This is a genomic window from Microbacterium sp. (assembly GCF_051953575.1).
Taxonomy (GTDB): Bacteria; Actinomycetota; Actinomycetes; order Actinomycetales; family Microbacteriaceae; genus Microbacterium.
The window spans coordinates 1-18,409 of the sequence record NZ_JBQCIP010000182.1 but is presented as its reverse complement, the minus strand read 5'-3'; the positions used below and the strand labels follow the sequence as shown (position 1 = coordinate 18,409).

The window sequence follows — 18,409 nt, the reverse complement described above, 5'->3', positions numbered from 1 at the left end:
GCCTCAGCCGGATCAGCGCAGCATCCGGGCTTCGACGAGCAGAGGTGTGGCGGGATCCACGTGCTCGACACCATCGAACTCGAAGCCGTTGCGCCGATAGAAGGCGACCGCCCGCGGGTTGTCCTTCGCGACCCACAGCTGCGCGGGCCCGTCGCCGAGCACGCCATCGAGCAGCGATTGGCCCGCCCCACCGCCGTGGCTCGTTGCGGTGAGGTAGATCATGTACAGCTGCCGCTGCCGCGGTGCTTCGTCGGAGAACGGGCCGATGGGGCGCCCCGAGACGGCGAACCCGATGATGCGTCCCTCCTGCTCGGCGACGCGGACGATGAGGTCTTCGCGCGGCTCGGCGGTGATCTGGGCCCACATCCGACGGCGACCCTCGAGGAACGCCTCGTCGAAGAACCCCTCGGGCAGCAGCTCGGTGTACGCCTCCTGCCACGTCGAGACGTGCAGCGCGGCGAGCTCCTCCGCGTCGGCGGGGACGGGCGCGCGCAGGGTGAAGGTCATCCCGACATCCTGCCAGTGCCCGGCCCGCGTCACGGTGCTGGGCTGAAGGCGTCGAGGAACCGGTCGCGGAAGGCATCCATCCGCCACACCGGTGCCGCGTCGGTGGGCCGGAGCCCGGGCGACCACCCCCATTCGGTGATGGCCGCGAATACCGCGGGGTCGCGGGCGATGACCGTGATCGGCACGTCGTGCGACGCCGGGCCGGCGTCGCTCACGACGGATGCGGGCTGGTGGTCGCCGAGCACGACGACGACGAGATCGGGATCGTCGACGTTCTGCAGGAACGACATCAGCGCCCTCAGCGAGTACTGCACCGACAGGCCGTAGTACTGCTGCACGGTGCGCGGGTCGTGCCAGACAGCGCTCGCGGTGCGGCTGTGCGCGGGCTGGGCGTCGTAGACGGAGCCGTCGCCGACGGCGTCCCACGGCACGAGCTGCGGCAGCGGCGCCCATGGCGTGTGCGACGACACGAGGTCGATCTCGGCCATGACCGGGCCGTGGGCTCCGGCGAGTTCGGTGTCGGCGAAGTGCTTGAGCGTGTACTGGTCGGGGATGCGGGCGTAGCCGAACTTCGGGCCCCGGTACCCGACGTCGTTCGCGTCGAGCTGTGCGCCGTAGCCGTAGAACGTGGCGCCCTCGTCCCAGGCGCGCGTGTTCGACGGCACGTCGGCGACCGTGCGCCAGCCCGCATCGGCGAACGCGCGGGCGAGGGTCAGCCGGTCGCTCGCGACCACCTGCTCGTACGCGGTCTGGCTGTCGATCCACACGCCCGATTGCAGGGTCGAATGCGCGAGCCAGCTGCGACCGCCGAACGTGGGCGAGGTGAGCCAGGCGCTCTGCGCCGTGTAGCCGTCGGCCGCGAGCGCCGTGTCGCCGTCGCGCAGCACCCCGCGCACCCCCTCGGCGATGCCGTCGCCCTCCAGGGCGACGCGCCCGTAGCTCTCGACGAAGGCGATCACGACGTCCTTGCCGCGCAGCGCCGTGAGCAGTCGGTCGGCGGGCGCGCCGGCGTACGGGTCGTCGGCGATGTCGCGCGCGACGGCGGCCTGCTCGTGCAGCGCCGACATCGTGCGCGAGACGGCCGTGCCCACCGAACCGACGGATGCCGCCGCCGCGACGGGGTCGGTGGTCCGCAGGGGCGGGGCCACGAGCGCCGCCGCGACCCAGACGGCCGTCGTGGCGGCGAGCACCGCGCGACCGTCGGAGGAGCTCCGCACGACGCCGGCGACCCGGATCGCGGCCCACGCGAGACCGGCGATGCACGCAGCGATGACGAGCGCGATGGCGGCGACGAGCACGTTCGCGAGCGGCTGCCCGATGGCGTCCGCGACGACGCCGTATGCGTCCGCCAGCTGCGGCCAGTCCAGGGGGACGAAGGGGATGCCGAGCGCTGACTCGTAGCCGCGATCGATGCCCGCGAGCACGAGCGCCAGGGTGACGAACAGCCCGAAGGCGGCGGCGAGCGCGATGCGCGGCATCCGCCATGGCAGGATCGCCAGCACCGCCACCGCGACGAGCGACTCCACGGGGATGCGCAGCAGCGGGGCGCCGCCCCCGCCGAGCAGCCCGGGGACGAGCGGCAGGGCGACCAGCACGGTGATCGCGCCCGCCGTGGCGAGGCCTGCGACGATGCGGCGCCGCCGCGCGGACCGGGACGCCGTCGCCGGGGCCGCCCCGAATCGCTCGTCGGGGGCCGGCGTGTTCACGGTCCTGTCTCGCCCTGCGGTGCCCTCGCGGGTGCTCCGCCCTCGTCTTCGTCGATGTCGCAGCGGTCCGAGAGGGCATAGCGCAGCAGCACGACATCGCCGATCTGCCGGGTGTCGGCCAGGTGTGCCCGCCGCGATGCGGTCCACGGGAACCGTCCGGGACCCACCGCGCGGGGGGCTCCTGCCTCACCGACGAAGAACGGGGCGACGACGAGGTGCAGCTCGTCGACGAGGTCGGCCTCGAGGAACTGGGTGAGCACGCGGCCACCGCCCTCGACCATGAGCCGGCGCACGCCCTGTCGTTCGCCGAGGTCGTCGAGCAGGTCCGCCATCGACACGCAGTCGGCCGCGCCGAGTCCGACGACCGTCGCCAGTCCCGCCAGCCGCGCGCGCAGCGCGGGGGCGCGATCGGCCGGGCAGTAGACGAGGCGCGCCGTCTCGCCGGTCGTGAAGAAGGCGGCGTTCGGCGACAGGTCGCCCGAGGCTGTCACCGTCACCTTCACCGGCGATTCGGTGCGTCCGGACGAGACGCGTCGCGCCCGGCGTGCGGTGTCGCGCACCAGCAGGCGAGGGTCGTCACGGCGCACGGTGGATGCGCCGACCATGATCGCGTCGTTGCGGGCGCGCACGTCGTCGACGCGGTCGAGGTCGGCGGCGTTCGACATGGCGAGGCGCTGCGGTGCGGCGCTGTCGAGGTAGCCGTCGATCGACATCGCGCAGCTCAGGGTCACGTAGGGGCGCTCACTCATCGCCGGCTCCCTCGCGGCGGGCGACGTTGCCCGGACCGATGCGTGCCCGCGCCGCGGCCCGCCGCCCTGCGAGCAGCACGAACGCCCCGGGTGCGACCGCCAGCAGGGCGAGGACGCCGAACGCGGTCGACGTCGCCACGCCGGTCGCGCCGCCGAGTCCCGCCAGCGCGAACGCGGCCCCCGCCGCCGCCTCGCGCGGCCCCCAGCCCCCGACGTTGATCGGGAGGGCGGATGCCGCCAGCACGACCAGCGCGGCCGCCACCACGCCACGCGGGTCGGCGGTCACGCCGGTCGCCGCCGCCGCGACGACGAACAGCGCCACGTGCGCGGCCACGACCGCGATCGAGGCCGCCACGATCGCCGCCAGCGCGGCCGGCCGGACGAGCAGGGGTCGCAGCATCCGGAACTCCCGCTGGAGCGCCCGTCGGGAGCGAGGTACGAGCGCCGCGATCCCGACCGTCAGCACGAGGATCGCGGCCAGCGCACCGGCGCCCCACAGGAGCGGAGCCAGCGGCGACGCCCACCGCGGCTGCACCGCCGCGAGCGGCAGCACGACCGCGAGCGTGAGCGTGAGCTGCACGATCTGGCCGAAGACGCGTTCGGCGGCGACGGCGCGCCCGGCGGCCCCGACCTGTTCGTGCGGGCGCCCGTGCGCGTAGGCGCGATGGACGTCGCCGACGACTCCGCCGGGCAGCACGGAGTTGAGGAACTGCGACCGGTAGTAGGCGCCGAACGCGTCGCGCCACCGCAGCGGCAGTCCGAATCCGGCGGCCACGACGCGCCACCGCCAGGCGGCCGCGGCCGTGGCCGCCGCGATGAGCGCGAACCCCGTGACGATCGCGGCGGGCGAGACGGCCGCGATCCCGTGGACGAACGGGCCGACGCCGACCACGAGCGCCGTGGCCACGACGACGGCCACGCCGGCGCCGATGCGAGTCGCCCTGCGCAGCGCCGGTCGCGTCGGCGCCCGTCGGATGCCGGGAACGGCCGCAGCCGTCAGCGCGGCCATGCCAGCACGTCCTCGTGGTGGACGATCACGTGCAGCGCACCGTCCGCCAGCTGTGCGCGACGACGGTCGAGGTAGGCACCCGCGTCGACGCCGAGCTCGGGCCGCTGCTCCACCGCGGCGCCGACCCAGCCGTCGAGCCACTCGCCGAGCATCGCCGCATCAGCCGGGCCGAGACGCCATGGCGTGCACTCCCGCCGCACATGCCAGCCGGCGTCGGCGAAGAGCGCGGCCAGCACGGTGACGGCATCGGGCCCGAGCATCCGGCGTCCGTCGGCATCACGCCGCTGGTGGTCGTTGAACGCCTCGCCCAGAGCGGCGTCGGCGGCGTCGGGCGGGCCGAGGACGACCTCGCCGGTCACCGACAGTGCCAGCAGGGCGGGCACCCGGGCGTCGATGCAGGCGGCGACGAGGCGCTCCGCCTCCCCGCGCGTCAGGACGTCGAGCAGCGCGGATGCCGTCACGCCGGCCGCACCGCGGAACCCCTCGGGGCCGAACTCGCCGAGGTGCCCCACCACGGTGCGCACGGAGACGGGCCGGCCCGCGTCGTCGACGACCGACCGGAGATCGAGGTGCTCCAGGATCCCGACGTCGCCGTCGTGCAGCACCCACCGCTGGGGCCCGCCGAGGCGCGGCGCGAGCCAGCGCGTCATGCCGCCGGTGCCGGCTCCGACATCGTGCAGCTCGACCGGCCCTGACGGGAGGAGGGCCGCGAAGGCCGCCGCCAGCTCCACCGAGCGGGCGGCCGCGTCGGCAGGCGCCCGCAGCGCCAGCCACGGGGCGGTCGCCGTCGAGATCGCGGTGCTCACGAGATCTCCAGGGCCGCCGCCACGGCTGCGGCGGTGCCGTCCCATGTCGGCAGCAGGCTCCGCACGGAGCGCGACTCGCGTCGCAGCCGGCGCCGCAGCGCAGGATCGGACATCCACTCGTGCAGGGCTGCGGCGAGCGCGCCGGGGTCGTCGGGGCGCACGAGGATCGCGCCACCGCCGGCGACGGTGTCGGGGATCCCTCCGACGGCTGCCGCGACGACGGGGATGCCGCGCGCCTGCGCCTCGGCGATGGCCATGCCCGAACTCTCCACCCGCGAGGGTGCGACGAGCAACCCCCCGCGCGCGTACTCGGCCTCCAGCGCCTGGCGTCCGAGCACCCCCGTCAGCCGGACGCGCCCGCCGAGCCGTGCGGCGGCGCGCTCCACCCGGGCCGCGAACTCCGGCGCCGCCTCGAGAGAGCCGGCGATCGTGCAGGCCCAGTCGTCTTCGCTCAGCCGCCCGAGTGCGGCGACCAGCACGTCCTGCCCCTTGTGGGGCGCCACCACGCCCACGCACAGCAGCCGCCGTGCCCGCGCGGTGCGGGTCCGGGGAATGTTCGTGGCGCGCATCGTGCGCCCCGGACGCACGGCATGCGCCCCGAACCGTGCGCGATGATCGGATGCCGCCGCCCCGGGCGGTGCGATGCTCAGGCGGCCGGCATCCACGAGTCCTCGACGCTCGAACTCGCGTGCCGTCCAGGCGCTCGTCGCGATCACACGGTGTGCGGTGGCGAGGACGCGGCGCTCCGCCTCGGTCTCGGCGTCCGTCGCACCGGGGAACGCCGCGACGACCATGTGCGCGAGCAGCACGAGTCGGCCGCGCGCGGCAGCCGCCGCGACCTGCTCCGGGGCCCACGACGCCACGAGCCCGTCGACGAGCACCGTCCCGGCGTCCGGGATCGCCTCGAGCGCCGCCCCCGCGCCTGCGGCGTCGGCGACCGGGACGGTCGACACGTGCCAGCCGTGGGAGTCGAGGAGATCGCGGACGTGCCGGTCGTAGACGTTGCCGCCGCTCACACGGGCGGGGTCGTCGATGCCGTCCGTCACCACGAACGTCACCGTCCGCCTCGCCGCCGTCGCGGCGGACCGCGCGTGGTCGGCGGCGCGAGGCTCGGTCACAGCGCGACCTCGTACGACGCCCACGCGATGTGGGACTCGTGCAGGGTCACGCTGATGCCCGTCAGACGGGCCTCGCCGAACGCCCCCTCGCGCACACGGTCGGCCAGCCGGTCGCCGATGAACTGGCACAGCCGCTCGGTGGTCGTGTTGACGCCCTGCAGGTCGGGCTCGTCGTCGAGGTTGCGGTACGACAGGGCGCCGACGACCGCGCGCACCTCGTCGGACGCGCGACCGATGTCGACGACGACCCCGTGCTCGTCGAGGGCGTCGGCCCGGAAGCCGGCGTCGACGACGAAAGTGGCGCCGTGGAGCCGCTGTGCGGGGCCGAACACCTCGCCGCGCAGGCTGTGGGCGATCATCAGGTGGTCGCGGACCGTGACCGTGACCGTCATCGTGCACTCCAATCGATCGTCTCGCACAGGTCCCAGGCGGTCCCGTCCGCGAGCGCGGCGGTGATCTCGGGCAGTCGCCGCCACGACGAGGTCGCGCCCAGCAGCAGGTCGAACGCCGGATCCTCGAGCAGACCGAGCGCGAGAGCCAGCCGCTCTCGGGTGGTGCGCCGCGACCGCCGGCTCGACGCGACGGCGCCGACCTGGCTGGAGCGGATCGTGAGCCGTCGCGCGTGGAAGTCCCCGCCGAGCTGCAGCTCCACCGCCCGCGCGCCGTACCAGCTTGCGACGACGACCTCGCCGTCGGTGGGAGCTGCCCGGAGGGCGTACTGCAGCCCGGCGCCTGCGCCGCTCGCCTCGATCACGACGTCCGCCGGGGGCAGCTCGTCAGGCGCGCCCGCCGCGTCGGCTGCCGCGGCGAACCGTGCGCCCAGCGCCTCGACCACGGCCCGCTTCGCCGGGTCGACGTCCACCACCGTCACGTCGCACCCCGGGATGCCGGCGGCCAGCCGGGCGACGGCGCAGCCGATCATGCCCGCCCCCACGACCAGGACGCGGTCGCCCACGGCGGGTGCGGCATCCCACAGCACGTTGATCGCGGTCTCGACCGCCCCCGCCAGCACGGCGCGCCGAGCGGGCACTGTCGCCGGAACCGGCACCAGCGCATCGGCCGGGGCGACGAAGCGCGACTGATGGGGGAAGAGCGAGAACACCGTGCGACCTCGAAGCTCCGCCGGGCCGGACTCGACGACGCCGACGTTCAGGTAGCCGTACTTGACCGGGAACGGGAAGTCGCCGTCCTGGAACGGGGCGCGCATGCGCTCGCGCTCCGACGTCGGAACCGCACCGCGGGCGATCAGGGACTCCGTGCCGCGGCTGATGCCGGTCCAGAGCGACCGGACCGTGGCCTCGTCCGCTCCGGGTTCGGGCAGCGGTTCGGACCGGAACTCGCCCCATCCCGGTCCGACGGTCCACCACGCGGTCGCGGCATCCACCCTCCCAGCATGAACCGAAACGGGTGCCTGTGTCGTGTCACTCGAGAGGACCATGATGGGAACACGGAGCCCCCATGCGAAAAGTTCAGTCGACACCGTGGTGGTGGGCGGCGGCCGGAGTCGCCGCCCTGGCCTTCGCCGGAACGATCGTGCCGCTTCCGCCGCTCGCGTGGGCGGCGGGCGTCACGTACCTCGTCGTGTCGTCGCTGCTCGTGTCCCGCGGACTCCGCCGGCGAGTCGCGACGCGCTTCGGCGCCGCCAACGCCGTGACCGCCACGCGCTCGACGCTGGTGGGAGTGGCGACGGCCCTCGTCGTCGCATCGTTCGCCGCCGACGGCTCCACCGCGCTCCTCGTGGGGATCGTGAGCGTCGCTCTCGCGCTCGACGCGGTCGACGGCCCCGTCGCCCGCCGCACCGGGAGCGTCAGCGAGCTCGGTGCCCGCTACGACATGGAGGTCGACGCCTTCCTGCTCCTGGTGCTGAGCGTCTACGACGCCGGGATCGTGGGCTGGTGGGTCCTGGCCATCGGGCTCATGCGGTACGCCTTCGTCGTCGCGGCGTGGCTCGCGCCCTGGTTCGGTCGCACTCTCCCCTACCGGTACTGGCGAAAGGTCGTGACGGCGGCGTGCGGCATCGCCCTCACAGTGGTCGCGGCGCAGGGGCTGCCGGCACTCGCAAACGTGCTGGTCGCCGCGGCCGCGCTCGCGCTGCTGGTCGAGTCGTTCGGCCGCGACGTCGTGTGGCTCATCCGGATGAACCGCGCGGACCCGGATCTCGTGTCACCTCGGAAGGCTTCCGGCCGAGAAGAAAGCAGGTAGGACGATGACCTCGACCACCACGCCCGGGCTCCGGGTCATGCGGATCCTCAGCGCCGTCGCGCTGCTCGCGGCAGGCGGCATCCATCTGTACCTCGTGTTCAACGGGGTCGGCGGCATCCTGGGAGTGATGTTCGTGCTGAACGCCGTCGGCGCGCTCGTCCTCGCGATCGGGATGCTGTTCCTGCGGGGCCGGCTGCTGCAGCTGGCCACCGTGCTGAGCCTGCTGTTCCTCATCGCCACGCTGCTCGCGCTGATCCTCGCGCTGACCGTCGGCCTGTTCGGCATCACCGAGACATGGGACTTCATGCTCGTGCCCGAGACGGTGATCGTGGAGTCGATCGGCATCGTGCTGCTGGCCGTGACCACGGTGATGGTGCTGCGCCCGAAGCCCGTCGCGGCGGGCTAGCACCGGCCGCCCGACACTTCAAGCCCCGCCCCCTGCCCGCGGCGCGCGCCTAGCGTGAGGACAGACGAAGGGGGCGAACGCCATGACCGAACGAGTGGATGCCGACGACACGGGCCGCTACATCCCCACGACCACCCACGCCGAATGGGGCTCGGGCAACCCGAGGCTCATCGTCTCGGGTGCCGACCGCTTCGAGTTCCCGCTCGACGCCGACCTCACGATCGTCGGCTCCGGCGACAGCGCCGATCTGCGCGTCGCCGGCGCGGCGCCGGTGCACGCCGAGATCCGCCACGACGACCGCGACGAGTACCTGCTGCTGCAGTACGCGGAGGCAGAGACGAACACCACACCCGAGCCGCGGAAATCCCTCGACGGCGCGGAGGCGATCGTGCTCCGCTCGGGCGCGCAGTTCCGGATCGGCGAATGGCGCTTCACCTTCGAGCGCGACGAGTACGCCGATCACGGCCGCCCCTACGGTGGCAGGGAGGGCGGCGAACTGGAGGACCAGCCCGTGCAGCCGCCGCGACCCGACTACAGCGGCGACGGGGACGTCGACCGCGCTCACGACGACGACGCGCTGAGCCCGGGCGACACGGGCGACGCCCGCGACATCAAGCCCGACCGCGCCTGAGGCCGCAGCCGGCCGCCTTCAGCCTCCGGCGGCCGGCTCGCTTCCCGTCTCGGGGTCCAGCAGGTCGTCGACCAGCAGGATGCCGCCCGACGTGTTGGCCGAGTGCGCGAGCTTCTCGATCCACTCGCGGTTGAGCCCGGGCGGCTCAGGCTCGTCGAAGACGAACATCAGCGGGATCGAGGGGTGCAGCCAGATCGTCGACCGGCCGCGCGGCTCGTCCTCGGAGTGCCGCCACGACAGCGTGAAGCTCTCGTTGCGGCGGAGCTTGGTGGCGATCACCACTTTGAGGTGCGCGAGTGCGCGGTCCTCGATGTGGATGGGCGTGTCCTGCGCTCCGTAGTAGAGGGTTCCCATGTCTCGGCCGCTACCCTCCTCCGCGCAGGTCGGCCTCCCCCGATTCGCCCTCGGGGTCGTGCGGCTCACCGGTCGACGGCTCGAACGGCGACCGCGGAGTCGACGCGTCCTGTGCCTCCTGCGCGCGAGCGCGCTCTTCGTCTGCTTCGACCTCAAAGGCGTCGGGAGCGGCGTCCGGCGGCAGATCCTCGGCGCGGGCGGATCTGCCGCTCTCGTGCTCCACATACGAGGGCAATGAGCCCTGGTTGTCGACATCGCTCATGAGGCACCTGACCTGCTGCTGTGACGGTCTCGCGGGGTGTCTCCCCGAGAGTCGACGCTAGTTGGGCGGGCCGGGCGCGGGAAGTCCTTGACAGCGCGCGCACGCACCTCTATCGCCGCCGATCGAGTCCGTCGAGCAGCAGACCGACGCCGAACGCGAAGTCGGCAGCAGGGTCTTCATCCGCGGCGTGAGCGCCAGGGGTCACCAGGCCGAAACGGTCATACTGCTGCCGCTGCTGCTCGAACGACACGTGCCCGATCACGAAGCGCAGCAGCGCGATGGCCGCGCGCTCCGACACCTCCGGGTCGTATCCGTCGGCGACGGCCGCGGCTGCCAGCCGCTCCTGCGCCGTGCGCGCGCCCAGTCCGAGCGCGAGCGTGCTCAACACGACCTCGGCGCCGTCGCGGTGGGCAAGGAGTGCGTCGCGCAGAGCGAACGCCTCCGCGCGGAGCGCCGATGCGTCCGGCTGACGCGGTGGCGCGGTCGCCTCTCCGACGATCCGGTCGGCGACGTCGGCCAGCAGGGTCTGCTTGTTGGGGAAGTGCCAGTACAGCGCGCTGGCCTGCACGTCGAGCGCCGCAGCGAGGCGCCGCATCGAGAGCTCCTGCAGTCCCTCCTCGTCGAGAAGCCTCAGCGCGGTGCGTGCGACGTCGTCGCGAGTATGACGTCGCCCGCCTTCTGCCCTGGCCATCCCGCCACTATAGTGAACACCGTTCAGGTGAACAGTGTTCAGGAGGATCCGATGATGTCACCGCTGCACCGCACCCGCTCCCTCGACGGAACGGACTTCGCCCGCGTGGCGATCTTCGCCGCGATCATCGCGGTCCTCGGGCTTCCCGGCAGCTTCACGGTCCTCGGCACCGTCCCCATCACCGCCCAGACGCTCGGGGTGATGCTCGCCGGAGCGATCCTCGGCCCCTCGCTCGGCGCCCTCTCGGTCACGGTCTTCCTCGCCCTCGTGGCCGTCGGTCTGCCGCTGCTCGCCGGCGGCCGCGGCGGCATCGGCGTCTTCTTCGGCCCGTCCGGCGGGTACGCGCTCGGCTGGATCGTCGGCGCCTGCGTGATCGGCCTCATCGTGCACGCCGGCGGCCGCAAGCCGGTGCTGTGGCGCACGTTCGCCGGCATCCTGGTCGGCGGCGTGCTGGTGGTCTACGCGATCGGCATCCCGTGGCAGGCCGTGGTCACCCGGCTCCCGTTGGGCGAGACCGCGCTCACCAGCCTGATCTTCGTGCCGGGCGACCTCGTCAAGGTCGTGATCGCGACCGCCGTCGTGATGACGCTCGTCCGCGCGTACCCGCGCGCGTTCCGCCGGACGTGGGTCACCGCCGAGGCCGCCCCGACGCCCGCCGCGTCGACCCTCGTGCCGTGATCGTCCCCGTCGAGGCTGACGCCCCGGACCTGCTGGATCGCCTGCGGACGCTGCGCTCCGCCGGCGAGACACCGCTCGTCGAGGATGCGCGGTGGTCGGCCTCGATGCGGGACGCACTGCGACAGACCGTCTCAGCGGCACGGCCGCCCGCCGGCACCGCCTGGGCGACACTGACCTCGGGCAGCAGCGGGACCCCGAGGATCGTGCTGCGCACGGCCCACTCGTGGGCGGCGTCGTTCGGGACGGTCGCGCGACTGCTGGATGCCGGAGCCGACGATGCCGTCCTGCTCCCGGCCCCGGCCTCGGCGTCGATGACGCTGTACTCCCTGGCCCACGCGCTCGACGGCGGCCCGCGGCCGCTCCTCGGCGCCGCCGATCGCGAGCAGGCGACGTGCCTGCACGGCACCCCGCAGGCCCTGCGTGCGGTGCTCGACGCCGGGCCGCCGCCGCGCCTGCGCGCGGCGCTCGTCGGCGGTTCGCATCTCGACGAGCGGCTGCGCGCGCGGGCCGAGGCCGCCGGCATCCGGACCATCGCCTACTACGGGGCCGCCGAGCTCTCGTTCGTCGCACTCGACGACGGTCAGGGATTGCGCGCCTTCCCCGGCGTGGAGCTGCGCCTGAACGATGAGGAGCTGTGGGTGCGTTCGCCCCAGGTCGCACTGGGATACGCGGGCGCCCCGGGGCCGCTGCGCGTCAGCGGCGACTGGGCGACGGTAGGTGATCGCGCCGAGTACTCGGACGGACGACTGCGCCTGCTCGGCCGCGTCGATGAGGCGATCCTGAGCGCCTCCGCGACGATCGTGCCCGAAGAGGTCGAGGCGACCCTGCGGTCCATCCCCGGTGTCCGCGACGCCGTCGTCGTCGGCGTGCCGCGCGCGGGAGTGGGCGCGCTCGTCGCCGCGGTCGTCGAGCTCGACGCGGAGCGCCCCGTCGATCTGCGTGCGGCGAGCGCTGAGCTGCTGGCCCCCGCGCACCGGCCGCGTCAGTGGTTCGTCGGCGAGCTGCCGCGCACCGCTTCCGGAAAGCCCGCCCGCGCCGAGACCGTGCGCCGGGTGCTCGCCGGAGAGGTGCCTCGCCTTGCCGTCTGACCGCGCCCCCGTCATCATCGCCGCACGCCGGACGCCGATCGGCACGCGGGGCCGCGCGCTGTCGCGTCTCGACGTCGGTCGGCTCGCCGCCCCGGTCGTCCGTGCGGTCGTCGACGACGGGCAGCAGGCGACGGGCAGCCCGGTGGCCGTCGCCGACGTGGTGCTCGGCAACTGCATGGGTCCCGGTGGCAATCCCGGCCGCATCGCCGCGCTGGCAGCGGGCCTCGGGGTCACGACGCCCGGCGCCACCGTCGACCGCCAGTGCGGCAGCGGTCTCGCCGCGATCCTCGATGCCGCCGCCGCCATCGCCGCGGGCGACGGGCGCGTCCGCGTCGCGGGCGGGGTCGAGAGCGCCTCCACCGCGCCGGTCCGCGCCCTGGCGGGCGTGCCGTACGACCGCGCGCCGTTCGCGCCCGACGGCTTCCCCGACCCCGGCATGACGCAGGCGGCCGAGGACCTCGCGGTGCACGACGGCATCAGCCGTGCCCGGCAGGACGCGCATGCCGCGCGCAGTCACGCCCGCGCGCGGGCCGCCCGAAACGCCGGCCGCTTCGCCGCCGAGCTCGTGCCGCTGGAGGGGCTCGACCACGATGACGCGATCGGGGGCGCGGAGCGGCTGCTCCCCCGGCTCGAGCCGCTGTTCGCGGGCGGCACGCTCACCGCGGGAACGGCGACCCGCATCAGCGACGGGGCTGCGGCCGTGCTGGTGGCGCCGGCAGGGACGGCGCCCGGGCTCGCGATCCGGGCCACCGCCGTCGTCGGCTGCGACCCCGCGCTTCCCGGCATCGGTGCGGCGCCGGCTGCCCGGGCCGTCCTCGCCGACGCCGGCATCGGCACCGCCCAGGTCTCGGCGTGGGAGATCGTCGAGGCCTTCGCCGCCCAGAGCCTCGCCGTCCTCGGCCGCCTCGGGCTCGACGACGACGATCCGCGCGTCTGCGCCGACGGGGGTGCGCTCGCACTGGGCCACCCCTGGGGCGCCAGTGGGGCGGTCGCCGTCGTGCGCCTGTTCAGCAGGCTCGTCCGCCAGGGGGCGCCGCACGGCACGCTGGGCGTCGCCACCGCGTCGGTCGGCGGCGGCATGGGCATCGCCGCGCTCTTCGAGGTCGTCCGGGAGGATGAGCGATGAGCATCCGGCTCGACGCGGTCACGGTGCGGGTGGGCGAGGTCGCCGCCGTTCGCGACGTCTCGCTCGATCTCGACACCCGCACGGTGGCGGTGATCGGCGAGAACGGCTCCGGCAAGTCCACGTTCGCCCGGCTCGTCGGCGGCCTCGTCGCGCCGACCACCGGCACGCTGCGGGTGCTCGGCATCGATCCGGCGAAAGATGCGAAGGAGCTGCGACGGCGGGCGGCGTTCGTGTTCAGCAATCCCGACGCGCAGATCCTGATGCCGACCGTCGCCGAGGACGTGGCCTTCTCGCTGCGACCCGAGCGGCTGCCGGCGGGCGAGCTCCAGCGACGCGTCGCGGAGGCCCTGGAGCGCTTCCGGCTGACGGAGCTCGCCGACCGCTCCTCGCATGAGCTGTCGGGCGGGCAGAAGCAGCTGCTCGCCCTGTGCGGCGCCTTCGTCCGCAGGCCGGAGCTCGTGATCGCCGACGAGCCGACCGCGTACCTCGACGCGCGCAACGCCCGGCAGGTCGCCGATCACCTGTTCGCCGATCCGGAGCACCGCCTGCTCGTCGTGACGCACGACCTCGCGCTCGCGTCGCGCTGCGACACGGTGGTGCTGTTCGCCGACGGCCGCGTCGTCGCGGTCGGCGAACCGGCGCCCGTCGTCGCCGCGTACGAGGCTGCCCTGCGATGCTGACGCTCTATCGCCCCGGAGATGGGCGGCTGCACCGCCTGCCGGCAGGCCCCAAGACGATCCTGATCCTCGCCGTCGTCCTCGGAGTGTCGCTGCTGCCGTCGAGCTGGTGGGCCGCGGCGGTCGCCGTGTCGGTGACGGTGCTGGGCTACGCGCTGGCGGAGCTGAGGGACGGGATGCTGGGGCTCGCCGAACTCGGACGCCAGGCGTTCGCCCTCCGATGGGTCCTCGCGATCACCGTCGCCGGTCAGCTCGTCTTCCTCGGCCCCGAGCCGGCGGTCGCCAACACGGCACGTGTGGGGGCCGCGATGGTGCTGGCCGCCCTGCTGGTGCTCACGACGCGGGTCACCGCGCTGCTGGACGCATTCGAGCGGGGGCTGCATCCCCTCCGGCGGGTCCTCGACCCGCAGCGGGCCGCTCTGATGCTGACGGTCACGCTGACCACCGTCCCGGTGCTCATCCGGCTGGCGAAGGACGTCCGCGATGCCCAGCATGCGCGCGGAGCCCGCGGAAGCCTGCGCACCTTCACCGTGCCCTTCCTCGTCCTCACCCTCAAGCACGCCGATCAGGTCGGCGAGGCCCTCACCGCGCGCGGCCAGCGCTGAACCGGTTGGCGCGAACCTCAGGACGCGGGAGCCTGCTCCGCCCGGACCCGGATCGCGGAGGGCTGGATCGTCACCGTGAACGCGCGGGTCTCGCCGGCCTCCTCACCGTCGATCTCGAACGCGAGCGCCTCGGGAAGGGTCACGTCGACCGTGACGGCACGGCCGTGGCGGGCCGAGTCGGTATCGGTCACCTCGTCGGAGGGCTGGATGACCTCCTTGAGCCCGTTGTCCCACAGCATGGTCTTCAGCGTTCCCAGCCACTGCGCGAAGCCCTCCGCGCTCAGCACGAGATAGTCCAGCTCGCCGTCCGAGGGGTCCGCGCCCGGAAGTAGTCGCATCCCGCCCTGGATCGTCCCGCAGTTGGCGACCAGGAACGTGTGGCCCTCGCGCTCCTGCGGCACCCCGTCGTCCGTGGTGATCGTGAACGAGACGACGTCGCTCGCGGACCACGCCCGGCCCAGTGACTCGACGTACGCGAGCCACCCCGCCTTGTCTTTGAGGTCGTCGTCGGTCTCTGCCAGCATCTGGGCGTCGAGGCCGAACCCCACCATGACGACGAAGCCGTGCCGCTCCGAGCCGCCCTCCCGCTGCAGCTCGACCCAGCCGACATCGATCGGACGCGCTTCGCCGGAGACAGCCAGTTCGAATGCCGCGGGAACGTCGTTGATCGGGATGTCGAGGTTGCGCGCGAAGAGGTTGCCCGTGCCGAGCGGGATGATCGCCAGCTCCACGTCCGCCGACGTGTCGGCGAGGTGCTCGGCCACCGCCCGGACGGTGCCGTCCCCGCCGGCGACGACCAGCAGCTCCGCGCCGGCCGCGATCGCCGCTTCGGCGACGCCCTGGCCGGGATCCTCCTCGGCGGTCTCCCACCACCGCACGTCGTCGACCGAGGCGGTCTCCGCAGCATCCGCGAGTGCGGCCTCGAGGACGTCGCGTTCGATCTTGGACGGATTCCAGATGATGCCGGTGCGCAACTTCAGGCCTTCTTCTTCGAGGTGTCGCCACCGAGCTCGGCGGCGATGTCAGGAACATAGTTGAACTGGTCGGCGGGTGGCCGCTCGTAGTCGCGGGCCTTCGGCCGGTCGGGGATCGAGACCTCGTCCAGCTCGAGCCTGCCATGCGGGATGCGGCTGAGCAGATGGCTGATCACGTTGAGACGGGCACTGCGCTTGTCATCGCTCTCGACGACCCACCACGGCGACTCCTCCGTGTCGGTCGCGGCGAACATGGCGTCCTTCGCCCTCGAGTAGTCCTCCCAGCGGAGGATCGACTCGAGATCCGTCGGCGACAGCTTCCACCGACGCAGCGGATCGTCGACGCGGGACGCGAAGCGCGCCTGCTGCTCGCGGTCCGAGACCGAGAACCAGTACTTGACGAGGATGATCCCGTCCTCGATGAGCAGGTTCTCGACGATCGGCACCTGACGCAGGAACTCCCGATACTCGTCCTCGGTGCAGTAGCCCATGACGTGCTCGACCCCTGCGCGGTTGTACCAGGACCGGTCCATCAGCACGATCTCGCCGGAGGTGGGCAGGTGCTCGATGTAGCGCTGGAAGTACCACTGCCCGCGCTCCTTCTTCGAGGGCTTCTGCAACGCCACCACGCGCGCGTGCCGCGGGTTCAGGTACTCCATCACCCGCTTGATGGCGCCGCCCTTGCCCGCTGCGTCGCGGCCTTCGAACAGCACCAGCACGCGCTCCCCCGACGACGCCACCCACTGCTGCAGCTCGACCAGCTCCGTCTGCAGCCGCTTCAGCTCCGCCTTGTAGAGGCGCTTGTCGAGCCGCACCACCGACGACTTCTTCAGCTTCTTGTTCTTCTTCGACATCACTCTCCCCGCGATCGCGCCGACTCGTCACATCCGCGCGTAGCGGGCGCGAGCGAAACAGAACAGTCCATAGATCACCAGTCCGGCGCCGACGACCCACAAGATCACGACTCCGAAGGGCAGGGCGGCGAGGGAATGCAGTGCCGCGTCCAACCCGCCGGCCTTCGAGGGGTCGTGCGTCAGCGCCGCCACGACGAAGAGGATGCCGGTGACCCCGATGGCGATGCCCTTGGCGATGTATCCCACGACGCCGAAGGTGACGATGCCCTTCGCTGCTGTACCCGCGGGGAGCGCGAGTCGCTTCTCGAACGCGCGCGTGGCTCCGCGCACGATGAACGCGATGCCGATGGCGCCGATGACGACTCCGAGGAGCACGAGCAGCACCACTCCGGCCGGGGTGGCAAGCATCTGGGCGCTGAGGCTCTGCGAGGACTGCGAGGAATCCGACCGCCCGCCGAGGGCGTAGACGAGGGCGGTCCACGCGATCGCGATGTACACCACGGCGGTGCCGACGTACTTGACTCGGTAGCCCCACCGCTTCTTCGTGTCGGGATCGCGCTCGAGGAAGGCGTCGGCGATCTGCCAGATCGCCAGCGCCGTCAGACCTATCGCGATGATCCACAGCAGCACCACGCCCAGAGGCGACTGCCTGATCTGCTCCATCGCGCCGCTCTGATCCGCCTTGCCGGCGCCCCCGCCGGTGACGAACGAGATCGCGATGACCCCGATGACGATGTGGACGATGCCGAGGACGACGTAGCCGATACGGGCGATCGTGCGAAACACGGTCGACTGCTCTGTCGCCCGTGCGGCTGACTGTGGTGCGCTCATGCCGGAAGCGTAGCCAGTCCCCGGTGCCTCAGATTCGGGCTGGATTTTCGTCGAAGAATGTGCCACGCGTCAAGCGAAACGTCCCCGCGATTGCGCCTGCGAAGATGTCGTCGTGCAACCTCCTCACGAGCGCCCCGACATCTCGCGGCTCGTCCCGGTGATCGTCGGCGCAGCCGCCGCCATCGCCGCGATCATCATCCTCTGGATAGTGACCTCGGTCCGCCGCGATCAGCCGTTCCCCGTCGACCTGTGGTGGCACAACCTCATGGTCTCCCATCGCACGGACGTCGGCCTCTTCCTGGCCTGGATCCCGGCCCACATCGGCGGCCCGGTCCTCGCGATCGTGACCGGCTTGGTCGTGGTGGGGACGCTGCTGCTGCTGCGCTGGTGGTGGGCCGCCATCACCGTCACCGCGACGCTCGTGCTGTGCATCGGCATCGCCGCGCCTCTCGCGAGCATCGTGGGGAGGATCCGTCCCGACGACTCTCTGGCGGAGTCCGTGCCCACGTCCTTTCCCTCGGGGCACGTCGCATTCGCCACAGCCTTGGTGACCGTTCTGGCGCTGCTGTTCCGGCACTGGCCCTGGTGGACCCTCGGAGCGATCTGGGTGCTCTGGATGGCCTGGGGCCGCACCTACCTCGCCGCCCACTGGTTGACCGACGTCATCGGCGGGATGTTCCTCGGCGTGGCGGTCGCTCTCCTGGCCTGGGCGACCGTGGAGACCATCCGCCGGCGGCGGTCTCGCGCGGCCGAAGCCGTCAGCGCGAGTGATGAGAGAACGGACTGAGAGCAGCCGGCTCTCCGAAGAATCGGCACACGGACGCATGAAGCAGAAAGCCCCGGAGAATCGGCGAGATTCCGGGGCTGTCCGTAGCAGGAGCGGGGCTTGAACCCGCGACCTCACGATTAGGTCAAAGACGTTCTCGGGGGTTTCCGCGGGGTGGATAGCGATGGCCGACGCCGCGCGGTGATTGGGATGCAGGGGGATGAGAGTGACTCCCGTTGTCTGTGAATGTGAGGGGTTAGTGAGGGGTTAGTCCGCCCGGAGTCGGAGGGGGCTCGGCGGCGCTGTCGAGCCGCGGGGGCCAGACGCGAATGGCCACTGAGACGGATCGCCATCCTTCAACGGGCGCCG

Annotated in this window: 23 protein-coding genes; 9 read left to right on the top strand and 14 right to left on the bottom strand. The window is 72.8% G+C overall.

Going from position 1 to position 18,409, the window contains the following annotated elements:
• Positions 1 to 12: 12 nt before the first annotated feature.
• Genes ACTHNQ_RS11385 through ACTHNQ_RS11350 form a run of 8 tightly spaced genes read right to left on the bottom strand, consistent with a single transcriptional unit; the run spans position 13 to position 7,279 of the window.
• Entirely contained in the window at positions 13 to 507 is a 495-nt protein-coding gene (locus ACTHNQ_RS11385; RefSeq protein WP_440333479.1) for an N-acetyltransferase family protein, read from the bottom strand.
• Between the two features lie 29 nt (positions 508 to 536).
• The gene (locus tag ACTHNQ_RS11380) at positions 537 to 2,213 is read right to left on the bottom strand and encodes a CDP-alcohol phosphatidyltransferase (protein ID WP_440333478.1); all 1,677 of its coding nucleotides are present in this window, start codon (positions 2,211 to 2,213) and stop codon (positions 537 to 539) included.
• A complete protein-coding gene (locus tag ACTHNQ_RS11375; protein WP_440333477.1) occupies positions 2,210 to 2,962 on the bottom strand; it encodes a RibD family protein in 753 nt (250 codons plus the stop codon). The genes ACTHNQ_RS11380 and ACTHNQ_RS11375 overlap by 4 nt, the downstream gene beginning before the upstream one ends.
• Complete coding sequence (locus tag ACTHNQ_RS11370) at positions 2,955 to 3,971, bottom strand: lysylphosphatidylglycerol synthase domain-containing protein (protein ID WP_440333476.1); 1,017 nt, start codon at positions 3,969 to 3,971, stop codon at positions 2,955 to 2,957. Before ACTHNQ_RS11370 ends, ACTHNQ_RS11375 begins: the two co-directional genes overlap by 8 nt.
• The gene (locus ACTHNQ_RS11365; protein WP_440333475.1) at positions 3,959 to 4,777 is read right to left on the bottom strand and encodes an SAM-dependent methyltransferase; all 819 of its coding nucleotides are present in this window, start codon (positions 4,775 to 4,777) and stop codon (positions 3,959 to 3,961) included. Before ACTHNQ_RS11365 ends, ACTHNQ_RS11370 begins: the two co-directional genes overlap by 13 nt.
• Positions 4,774 to 5,895, bottom strand: a complete 1,122-nt coding sequence (locus ACTHNQ_RS11360; protein WP_440333474.1) for a glycosyltransferase family 4 protein — start codon at positions 5,893 to 5,895, stop codon at positions 4,774 to 4,776. Before ACTHNQ_RS11360 ends, ACTHNQ_RS11365 begins: the two co-directional genes overlap by 4 nt.
• Positions 5,892 to 6,287: a 6-pyruvoyl trahydropterin synthase family protein gene (locus ACTHNQ_RS11355; protein WP_440333473.1), complete on the bottom strand. Its 396-nt coding sequence runs from the start codon at positions 6,285 to 6,287 to the stop codon at positions 5,892 to 5,894. Before ACTHNQ_RS11355 ends, ACTHNQ_RS11360 begins: the two co-directional genes overlap by 4 nt.
• Positions 6,284 to 7,279, bottom strand: a complete 996-nt coding sequence (locus tag ACTHNQ_RS11350; RefSeq protein WP_440333472.1) for a zinc-dependent alcohol dehydrogenase — start codon at positions 7,277 to 7,279, stop codon at positions 6,284 to 6,286. The genes ACTHNQ_RS11355 and ACTHNQ_RS11350 overlap by 4 nt, the downstream gene beginning before the upstream one ends.
• 74 nt (positions 7,280 to 7,353) lie before the next feature.
• Between ACTHNQ_RS11350 and ACTHNQ_RS11345 the strand changes: the two genes are divergently transcribed.
• The 3 genes from ACTHNQ_RS11345 (at position 7,354) to ACTHNQ_RS11335 (ending at position 9,134) form a co-directional block, all read left to right on the top strand.
• The gene (locus ACTHNQ_RS11345) at positions 7,354 to 8,097 is read left to right on the top strand and encodes a CDP-alcohol phosphatidyltransferase family protein (protein ID WP_440333471.1); all 744 of its coding nucleotides are present in this window, start codon (positions 7,354 to 7,356) and stop codon (positions 8,095 to 8,097) included.
• 4 nt (positions 8,098 to 8,101) lie between these two features.
• Positions 8,102 to 8,503 (top strand): hypothetical protein, encoded by a 402-nt coding sequence (locus ACTHNQ_RS11340; RefSeq protein WP_440333470.1) that lies wholly within the window; start codon positions 8,102 to 8,104, stop codon positions 8,501 to 8,503.
• 82 nt (positions 8,504 to 8,585) lie between these two features.
• Positions 8,586 to 9,134 (top strand): hypothetical protein, encoded by a 549-nt coding sequence (locus ACTHNQ_RS11335; RefSeq protein WP_440333469.1) that lies wholly within the window; start codon positions 8,586 to 8,588, stop codon positions 9,132 to 9,134.
• Between the two features lie 18 nt (positions 9,135 to 9,152).
• Here the strand turns inward: ACTHNQ_RS11335 and ACTHNQ_RS11330 are convergent, their stop codons facing one another.
• From ACTHNQ_RS11330 to ACTHNQ_RS11320, 3 genes are all read right to left on the bottom strand, one after another.
• Entirely contained in the window at positions 9,153 to 9,488 is a 336-nt protein-coding gene (locus ACTHNQ_RS11330; protein ID WP_440333468.1) for a DUF7882 family protein, read from the bottom strand.
• Between the two features lie 10 nt (positions 9,489 to 9,498).
• Positions 9,499 to 9,750 carry a hypothetical protein gene (locus ACTHNQ_RS11325; RefSeq protein ID WP_440333467.1) on the bottom strand — a complete coding sequence of 84 codons (252 nt, stop codon included), beginning with the start codon at positions 9,748 to 9,750 and terminating at the stop codon, positions 9,499 to 9,501.
• Positions 9,751 to 9,859: 109 nt separating this feature from the next.
• The gene (locus ACTHNQ_RS11320; RefSeq protein ID WP_440333466.1) at positions 9,860 to 10,441 is read right to left on the bottom strand and encodes a TetR family transcriptional regulator; all 582 of its coding nucleotides are present in this window, start codon (positions 10,439 to 10,441) and stop codon (positions 9,860 to 9,862) included.
• A 51-nt stretch (positions 10,442 to 10,492) separates the two neighbouring features.
• Here ACTHNQ_RS11320 and ACTHNQ_RS11315 point away from each other — a divergent pair, with 51 nt between their 5' ends.
• Genes ACTHNQ_RS11315 through ACTHNQ_RS11295 form a run of 5 tightly spaced genes read left to right on the top strand, consistent with a single transcriptional unit; the run spans position 10,493 to position 14,615 of the window.
• The gene (locus tag ACTHNQ_RS11315; RefSeq protein ID WP_440333465.1) at positions 10,493 to 11,119 is read left to right on the top strand and encodes a biotin transporter BioY; all 627 of its coding nucleotides are present in this window, start codon (positions 10,493 to 10,495) and stop codon (positions 11,117 to 11,119) included.
• Entirely contained in the window at positions 11,116 to 12,207 is a 1,092-nt protein-coding gene (locus tag ACTHNQ_RS11310; protein ID WP_440333464.1) for a class I adenylate-forming enzyme family protein, read from the top strand. The genes ACTHNQ_RS11315 and ACTHNQ_RS11310 overlap by 4 nt, the downstream gene beginning before the upstream one ends.
• Entirely contained in the window at positions 12,197 to 13,333 is a 1,137-nt protein-coding gene (locus tag ACTHNQ_RS11305) for a thiolase family protein (RefSeq protein ID WP_440333463.1), read from the top strand. Before ACTHNQ_RS11310 ends, ACTHNQ_RS11305 begins: the two co-directional genes overlap by 11 nt.
• Positions 13,330 to 14,013 carry an energy-coupling factor ABC transporter ATP-binding protein gene (locus ACTHNQ_RS11300; RefSeq protein ID WP_440333462.1) on the top strand — a complete coding sequence of 228 codons (684 nt, stop codon included), beginning with the start codon at positions 13,330 to 13,332 and terminating at the stop codon, positions 14,011 to 14,013. The genes ACTHNQ_RS11305 and ACTHNQ_RS11300 overlap by 4 nt, the downstream gene beginning before the upstream one ends.
• Entirely contained in the window at positions 14,007 to 14,615 is a 609-nt protein-coding gene (locus ACTHNQ_RS11295) for an energy-coupling factor transporter transmembrane component T family protein (protein WP_440333461.1), read from the top strand. The genes ACTHNQ_RS11300 and ACTHNQ_RS11295 overlap by 7 nt, the downstream gene beginning before the upstream one ends.
• Before the next feature lie 17 nt (positions 14,616 to 14,632).
• Here ACTHNQ_RS11295 and ACTHNQ_RS11290 read toward each other — a convergent pair whose 3' ends face one another.
• The 3 genes from ACTHNQ_RS11290 to ACTHNQ_RS11280 are packed head-to-tail and all read right to left on the bottom strand — an operon-like array spanning position 14,633 to position 17,274.
• Positions 14,633 to 15,589, bottom strand: coding sequence for a diacylglycerol/lipid kinase family protein (locus tag ACTHNQ_RS11290; protein ID WP_440333460.1), 957 nt, complete (start codon positions 15,587 to 15,589; stop codon positions 14,633 to 14,635).
• Between the two features lie 2 nt (positions 15,590 to 15,591).
• Entirely contained in the window at positions 15,592 to 16,443 is an 852-nt protein-coding gene (gene ppk2 / locus ACTHNQ_RS11285) for a polyphosphate kinase 2 (RefSeq protein ID WP_440333459.1), read from the bottom strand.
• Between the two features lie 27 nt (positions 16,444 to 16,470).
• Positions 16,471 to 17,274, bottom strand: a complete 804-nt coding sequence (locus tag ACTHNQ_RS11280; RefSeq protein ID WP_440333458.1) for a DUF1206 domain-containing protein — start codon at positions 17,272 to 17,274, stop codon at positions 16,471 to 16,473.
• A 112-nt stretch (positions 17,275 to 17,386) separates the two neighbouring features.
• Here ACTHNQ_RS11280 and ACTHNQ_RS11275 point away from each other — a divergent pair, with 112 nt between their 5' ends.
• Complete coding sequence (locus ACTHNQ_RS11275) at positions 17,387 to 18,061, top strand: phosphatase PAP2 family protein (RefSeq protein ID WP_440333457.1); 675 nt, start codon at positions 17,387 to 17,389, stop codon at positions 18,059 to 18,061.
• The last annotated feature ends 348 nt before the right edge of the window (positions 18,062 to 18,409 follow it).

Excerpts from the sequence above, each read along its gene's own strand:
- ACTHNQ_RS11385 (WP_440333479.1), bottom strand. The coding sequence starts at position 507 with ATGACCTTCACCCTGCGCGCGCCCGTCCCCGCCGACGCGGAGGAGCTC.
- ACTHNQ_RS11375 (WP_440333477.1), bottom strand. The coding sequence starts at position 2,962 with ATGAGTGAGCGCCCCTACGTGACCCTGAGCTGCGCGATGTCGATCGAC.
- ACTHNQ_RS11370 (WP_440333476.1), bottom strand. The coding sequence starts at position 3,971 with ATGGCCGCGCTGACGGCTGCGGCCGTTCCCGGCATCCGACGGGCGCCG.
- ACTHNQ_RS11355 (WP_440333473.1), bottom strand. The coding sequence starts at position 6,287 with ATGACGGTCACGGTCACGGTCCGCGACCACCTGATGATCGCCCACAGC.
- ACTHNQ_RS11345 (WP_440333471.1), top strand. The coding sequence starts at position 7,354 with ATGCGAAAAGTTCAGTCGACACCGTGGTGGTGGGCGGCGGCCGGAGTC.
- ACTHNQ_RS11340 (WP_440333470.1), top strand. The coding sequence starts at position 8,102 with ATGACCTCGACCACCACGCCCGGGCTCCGGGTCATGCGGATCCTCAGC.
- ACTHNQ_RS11335 (WP_440333469.1), top strand. The coding sequence starts at position 8,586 with ATGACCGAACGAGTGGATGCCGACGACACGGGCCGCTACATCCCCACG.
- ACTHNQ_RS11330 (WP_440333468.1), bottom strand. The coding sequence starts at position 9,488 with ATGGGAACCCTCTACTACGGAGCGCAGGACACGCCCATCCACATCGAG.
- ACTHNQ_RS11325 (WP_440333467.1), bottom strand. The coding sequence starts at position 9,750 with ATGAGCGATGTCGACAACCAGGGCTCATTGCCCTCGTATGTGGAGCAC.
- ACTHNQ_RS11320 (WP_440333466.1), bottom strand. The coding sequence starts at position 10,441 with ATGGCCAGGGCAGAAGGCGGGCGACGTCATACTCGCGACGACGTCGCA.
- ACTHNQ_RS11315 (WP_440333465.1), top strand. The coding sequence starts at position 10,493 with ATGATGTCACCGCTGCACCGCACCCGCTCCCTCGACGGAACGGACTTC.
- ACTHNQ_RS11300 (WP_440333462.1), top strand. The coding sequence starts at position 13,330 with ATGAGCATCCGGCTCGACGCGGTCACGGTGCGGGTGGGCGAGGTCGCC.
- ACTHNQ_RS11295 (WP_440333461.1), top strand. The coding sequence starts at position 14,007 with ATGCTGACGCTCTATCGCCCCGGAGATGGGCGGCTGCACCGCCTGCCG.
- ppk2 (WP_440333459.1), bottom strand. The coding sequence starts at position 16,443 with ATGTCGAAGAAGAACAAGAAGCTGAAGAAGTCGTCGGTGGTGCGGCTC.
- ACTHNQ_RS11280 (WP_440333458.1), bottom strand. The coding sequence starts at position 17,274 with ATGAGCGCACCACAGTCAGCCGCACGGGCGACAGAGCAGTCGACCGTG.